Here is a 4,729-nt window from a genome sequence, read left to right on the forward strand (position 1 = left end):
GCTGCGGCTCGCCGCGCAGCACCGCACGCACGTAGGGTTCGTTCTTCGCGAACAGCGCCGGCCCGAGCAGCGACTGCATCGTCTCGCCGTACAGGGATTCCGGCTCGCGGCCGAACCATTCGCGGTAGGCACGGTTCGCGTAGCGGCAGCGCAGACCCGAGTCCCAGTAGCCGACCATGCCCGGCAGCGCATCGGTGACGAGGCGCACGAAGCGTTCGCGATTGGCCAGGCGCCGGGTCTGCATCCGGGTCTCGGCGACCGCGGCGGCCAGCAGCAGCGCCGGCAGCAGCGTCACGATCATCGGCGTCAGCAGCGTCCAGACCGGCACCCCCTCGGGCGCCGGAATGCGCTCGAAGGCGAGCAGCAGCGCCCAGACCGCCGTGGTGACGCAGACGGCCAGCGCCGTGCCGGCCACCGGCAGGCGCATGGCCGCGAGCACCAGCGGCAGCGTCACGTAGACATACGGAAACGCCAGATTCGGCAGCACCAGCCCGGCGACCAGCGCCGCCCCCAGGACTCCGGCCAGGGTTTCGAGCCGCCCGCGGGCATCGCCCCAGGCCCGCGTCGCCGTCACGCCGAGCGGCAGCAGCGCCAGCGCGCCGATCACCGACCCGCAGTACCACAGCGGCCACACCGGCACGGCTTCGGCGATGCCGGCGATCTGCAGCAGCAGCGCCCCGAGCGTCGCGCCGAGCAGCGGCGGCACGAACACGCCGAAGACGAGCAGGCGCAGCATCGCGCCGGCGCTCTCGGGCCGCTCGCGGGCATGACGCTCGATCAGCAGGCCGCCGAACACGATCTCGGCGAGATTGACGCCGGCGAAGGCAAGCGACAGCGTCGCCGGCGTGTTGCAGACGTAGTTGGCGATCCAGGCCGCCACCAGCACGGCGAGTGCCTGCAGCCGCCGCGGCAGCACCTGACGGCTGCGCAGCCAGAACACCAGCGCCCAGGCATTCGCGAACCAGACGGTCGCGAGGCTGCCGGGCTGGCGCGACAGCAGGATGGCGACGACGGCGAACACGCCGTAGCCGGCCGCCAGCAAGGCCAGTCGCCCCCGCAGGGCCGGCGTCAGCGGCGGCAGCAATGACGAAGCGTGCAGCATGATCCCGCGCACCATCCGGTCGAGGGCGGCCCGGCCTCCCGGCTGGTGCCGCGGTCATGAAGGGGGTCCCGGCGCAGGCCGCCCGGCCACTCCTGAGCAAAACATCGCATCCCTGACGCGCCGCGGACCGCGCACTATGCCTGTTGCCCGGCGCAGGCGGCAGCCCCCGGAGGCAGCGATACGAACATGGGCGAGCGAAGCGGCCTGCTGCGCGCCGATCTGCGCATCGACGACCTCGACCGCGGGCATCACGGTGTCTATGCCGTGCGCCTCGCGCGCCATCCGTCCGAAACCGCCGAACGGCTGATGATCCGCCTGCTGGCCTTCATCGGCCACGCCGATACAGCTCTTAACTTCGGGCGCGATCTCTGTGTGGCCGGCGAACCGGCGCTGCTGCAGACGGCCGCCGACGGCTCGCCGGCGCTGTGGGTCGAGGTCGGCCTGCCCGGCGCCCGCCGGCTGCTGCAGGCGGCGGGCCGGGCACCGCGGGTGTCGGTCTGGGCCTTTGGCGGGCGCGCGGCCGAAGCCTGGTGGCAGCGGCTGCCGGCGCGGGTGCAGGCCCTGCCGGGGCTGGAGGTGCGGCTGCTGGCCGCAGCCGAAACCGCCGCCCTCGCCGCCCGGATGGCGCGCACGATGCGCTTCGACTGCCGGCTGCAGCACGGCCGCTGCCAGCTCACCGATGCCGCCGGCACGCTGACGCTGCAGCTGCAGCCCCGCCCGGCCGGCGGCACGCGCCCTGCCCCGTCGGCCTGATGCGCCGCTACCTCCTCGGGGGCGACGGCGTGGCACAGCTTGCGGGCAGCCTGTTACGCTGCGGCCCGATCACCTGCGCAACGGGGTGCCGCCGGGAGGCCGGCGCTCCGCCGGAATCCCGGACGCGCCGCGCCCCCCGCCGCCTCCCCCGGATTTCCCGCATGAGTGATCTGTCACACCTGCCGCTCGGCCGCTTCGTCGCCGGCTCCGAACATTACGATCCCGCCCTGCTGTGCACGGTGCCGCGCGCCGGGCAGCGCGCGCAACTCGGCTTCTCCGATAACACGCTGCCATTCGTCGGCGTCGATCTGTGGAACGCCTACGAGCTGTCATGGCTGACGCCGGCCGGCAAGCCGCAGGTGGCGATGGCGAGTTTCGCCGTGCCGGCCGAATCGCCGAACCTGGTCGAATCCAAGTCGCTGAAGCTGTACCTGAACTCCTTCACCCAGACCCGGCTGCGCGATCGCACCGATCTGCTGCGGCGCCTGTCGGCCGATCTCGGCGCGGCCTTCGGCACGCTGATCGGCGTACACCTGACCGGCCCCGAAGCCTTCGCCGCGCAGCGCAGCGAGGAACTCGCCGGCCAGTGCATCGACGAGCTCGACGTGAGCCCCGAGTCCTACGGCCCGCCCGATCCGGCACTGCTGATGCTGGCCACCGGCGTCCCGCGCAAGCCGGTCGAGGAAACCCTGGTCTCGCACCTGCTGAAGACCAACTGCCTCGTCACCGGCCAGCCGGACTGGGCGAGCGTGCAGATCCGCTACACCGGCCAGCCGATCGACCGGGCCGGGCTGCTGAAGTACCTGATCACGTTCCGCAACCACCACGAATTCCACGAGCACTGCGTCGAGCGCATCTGGCGCGACATCCACGAACGCTGCCAGCCGGAATCGCTCGCCGTCTACGCGCGCTACACGCGCCGCGGCGGACTCGACATCAACCCGTTCCGGGCCAGCCACAGCGCCCGGCCCTGGCCCGAGAACCTGCGCACGGCGCGGCAATGACCCGCCGGGAGCCGCCGCCATGTCCGCGCTGAACTTCAGCCTGCGCCCGGCCCGCGTCGAGGAAGCCGCGATCGTCGCCGGTGCCATCGCCGAGGCCTCGGGCGGCTACGCGCCGCTCGCCTGGTCGGCCCTCGCCGGCGACGGCGACCTGCACGCCACCGGCGCCCGCTGCTGCGCCGCCGATGACGGCCCGCATTCCTGGCGCAATGCGCTGGTGCTCGAAACCCAGGACGGCGCCGTCGCCGGCGTGCTGCTCGGCTGCGCCGCCGCGCAGGTGCCGCCGGTCGCGGCGGTGCTCGGGGCCGATGGCAGCGATCTCTGCGCGCCGGGGCGCATGCAGGTGCCGGACACCTGGCTGCTGGTCGGCATGACCATCTTCTCGCCGTGGCGCAACTACGGCCTCGGCCACCGGCTGCTGGTGCAGGCCTGCTCGCAGGCACGCGCCGCCGGCTTCGATCGCGTCAGCCTGATCGCCTGCGAGCACAACCCGGCCACGCGCCTGTACCGGCGCGAGGGCTTCACGGTGGTCGAGCGCCGGCCGATCCTGCCGCACCCGCTGCTCGCCTACGCCGGCGACGTGCTGCTGATGGTGCGCGCGCTGTCCTGAGCCGGCCCGCACGCCGCCCCCTGCCCCGCTCCTGACGGCCGCGCATGCGAGCCATGCGCCGCTATGGCCGCTGCGCGGCGCGGCGCAGACTTGCCGGCCTGCCGATCCGGCGCGTTTTCACGAGGGGGCGACATCATGGACCTGCACGTCTGGCTGGCCTGGCTGGCCGCCTGTGTGCTGATCAGCATTTCACCGGGTGCGGGCGCCGTGAACACCATGAGCAACGCGCTCAGCTACGGCCGCCGGCGCACCTTCATCGGCATCCTCGGCCTGCAGGGCGGGCTGATCGTCAACACGCTGCTGGTCGGCGTCGGCCTCGGCGCGCTGATCGCGGCCTCGGCGACGGCGTTCACGGCGATCAAGTGGGCCGGCGTCGCCTATCTCCTCTGGCTCGGCTGGCAGAAGTGGCACGCCCCGACGCACTTCGACGTGAGCGAGAAGTCCGTGGCACTGCCCGGTCCGGCGCGGCTGTTCTGGCAGGCGGTGATCGTCAACGTCACCAACCCGAAGGCGATCGTGTTCCTCGTCGCGCTGTTCCCGCAGTTCCTCGACCCGGCGCGCCCGCAGGGCATGCAGATCGCGCTGCTCGGTGGCACGCTGGTGGTCGTCGACGTGATCGTCATGTGCGGCTATGCGACGCTCGCCGGCGTGCTGCGCCGGCACGTGCAGAACGCACGGCGCATGCGCCTGCTGAACCGCGTGTTCGGCGGCATGTTCGCCGGTGCCGGCGCGCTGCTCGCGAGCGTGCGCCACGCCTGAACACAGGCTGCGTGACGCATCTTTGCAATCGGCACCGATGCCGATATCGTAAGGAGCACCGCCGCAAGGAATGCCGCCATGACGCAGGATGCCGTCCCCCTCTCTCAGACAGCCGCCCCGGCCCCGCCGCGGGCGGCTGTCGCGTTTCCATCGTCCGCCAACAGGAACCAGCGCCCGATGCACCCCGCCCGCCGCCTCGCCTTCATCACCCTCAACGGCCTGCTCGCCGGCCTCGGCCTGTTCCTCGCTTTGAACCTGCTGCCGGAACTGCGGGGCGGCGACGCGCTGGCCTGGCTCGCGAGCGGCACCGCCAAGGTGGCGTTCGTGCGCGAGCTTTGCTTCGGGTTCGTGATGGCGTGGGCGCTGCGGCCGCGGGCGACGACAGAGGCCGATGCCTGAAAGACAAGACAGCTCGCAGGCTGGGTTGAGGAACGAAACCCGGCATCGGAAGCCATGACGCGTGATGGTTGCCGGGCTTCCTTCGTCAACTCAGCCTGCGCGTGC

6 protein-coding genes are annotated in these 4,729 nt (G+C 72.3%); 5 read left to right on the top strand and 1 reads right to left on the bottom strand.

From position 1 onward, the window contains the following. Positions 1–1,102: MASE1 domain-containing protein (locus PKE44_RS09240; protein WP_324550350.1), on the bottom strand; the 1,102-nt coding region annotated here is incomplete at its 3' end. Between the two features lie 186 nt (positions 1,103–1,288). Between PKE44_RS09240 and PKE44_RS09245 the strand changes: the two genes are divergently transcribed. The 5 genes from PKE44_RS09245 to PKE44_RS09265 all read left to right on the top strand — a co-directional run bounded on the left by PKE44_RS09245 (position 1,289) and on the right by PKE44_RS09265 (position 4,624). Beyond that, positions 1,289–1,855 carry a YaeQ family protein gene (locus tag PKE44_RS09245; protein WP_324550351.1) on the top strand — a complete coding sequence of 189 codons (567 nt, stop codon included), beginning with the start codon at positions 1,289–1,291 and terminating at the stop codon, positions 1,853–1,855. Positions 1,856–2,016: 161 nt separating this feature from the next. Beyond that, complete coding sequence (gene queF / locus PKE44_RS09250; RefSeq protein WP_324550352.1) at positions 2,017–2,859, top strand: NADPH-dependent 7-cyano-7-deazaguanine reductase QueF; 843 nt, start codon at positions 2,017–2,019, stop codon at positions 2,857–2,859. A 19-nt stretch (positions 2,860–2,878) separates the two neighbouring features. Further along, positions 2,879–3,466: a GNAT family N-acetyltransferase gene (locus PKE44_RS09255; RefSeq protein WP_324550353.1), complete on the top strand. Its 588-nt coding sequence runs from the start codon at positions 2,879–2,881 to the stop codon at positions 3,464–3,466. 135 nt (positions 3,467–3,601) lie between these two features. Beyond that, on the top strand, positions 3,602–4,225 hold the full coding sequence (gene rhtB, locus PKE44_RS09260) for a homoserine/homoserine lactone efflux protein (RefSeq protein ID WP_324550355.1): 624 nt from the start codon (positions 3,602–3,604) through the stop codon (positions 4,223–4,225). Positions 4,226–4,402: 177 nt separating this feature from the next. Next, the gene (locus tag PKE44_RS09265) at positions 4,403–4,624 is read left to right on the top strand and encodes a hypothetical protein (protein WP_324550357.1); all 222 of its coding nucleotides are present in this window, start codon (positions 4,403–4,405) and stop codon (positions 4,622–4,624) included. The last annotated feature ends 105 nt before the right edge of the window (positions 4,625–4,729 follow it).

This window comes from Plasticicumulans sp., from assembly GCF_035331805.1.
Lineage (GTDB): Bacteria > Pseudomonadota > Gammaproteobacteria > Competibacterales > Competibacteraceae > Plasticicumulans.

Coding starts and splice junctions, on each gene's coding strand:
- PKE44_RS09245 (WP_324550351.1), top strand. CDS start 1,289: ATGGGCGAGCGAAGCGGCCTGCTGCGCGCCGATCTGCGCATCGACGAC.
- queF (WP_324550352.1), top strand. CDS start 2,017: ATGAGTGATCTGTCACACCTGCCGCTCGGCCGCTTCGTCGCCGGCTCC.
- PKE44_RS09255 (WP_324550353.1), top strand. CDS start 2,879: ATGTCCGCGCTGAACTTCAGCCTGCGCCCGGCCCGCGTCGAGGAAGCC.
- rhtB (WP_324550355.1), top strand. CDS start 3,602: ATGGACCTGCACGTCTGGCTGGCCTGGCTGGCCGCCTGTGTGCTGATC.
- PKE44_RS09265 (WP_324550357.1), top strand. CDS start 4,403: ATGCACCCCGCCCGCCGCCTCGCCTTCATCACCCTCAACGGCCTGCTC.